This window comes from Methylobacterium frigidaeris (assembly GCF_022179185.1).
Lineage (GTDB): Bacteria > Pseudomonadota > Alphaproteobacteria > Rhizobiales > Beijerinckiaceae > Methylobacterium > Methylobacterium frigidaeris.
Genome location: NZ_BPQJ01000182.1, coordinates 1 through 287, shown reverse-complemented (window position 1 = coordinate 287; position 287 = coordinate 1). Strand labels below are relative to the sequence as shown.

General features: G+C 60.3%; 3 tRNA genes. All 3 read left to right on the top strand.

What is annotated here, in order from left to right:
- A tRNA-Gly gene (locus tag MFF64_RS36780) sits at window positions 1–75 on the top strand.
- 29 nt (window positions 76–104) lie between these two features.
- Window positions 105–179: transfer RNA gene (locus tag MFF64_RS36775), tRNA-Gly, on the top strand.
- 24 nt (window positions 180–203) lie between these two features.
- Window positions 204–278: transfer RNA gene (locus MFF64_RS36770), tRNA-Gly, on the top strand.
- Window positions 279–287: the final 9 nt, after the last annotated feature.

Sequence of the window (287 nt, the reverse complement as noted above, 5' to 3'; positions counted from 1 at the left end):
GCGGGTGTAGCTCAGGGGTAGAGCACAACCTTGCCAAGGTTGGGGTCGAGGGTTCGAATCCCTTCGCCCGCTCCAGTTTTTCCAGAGAGGCCGAACGAGTTTGGGCGGGTGTAGCTCAGGGGTAGAGCACAACCTTGCCAAGGTTGGGGTCGAGGGTTCGAATCCCTTCGCCCGCTCCAAGTTCGGACGGCCTGTCAGAGTGAGCGGGTGTAGCTCAGGGGTAGAGCACAACCTTGCCAAGGTTGGGGTCGAGGGTTCGAATCCCTTCGCCCGCTCCAGTTTTTCCA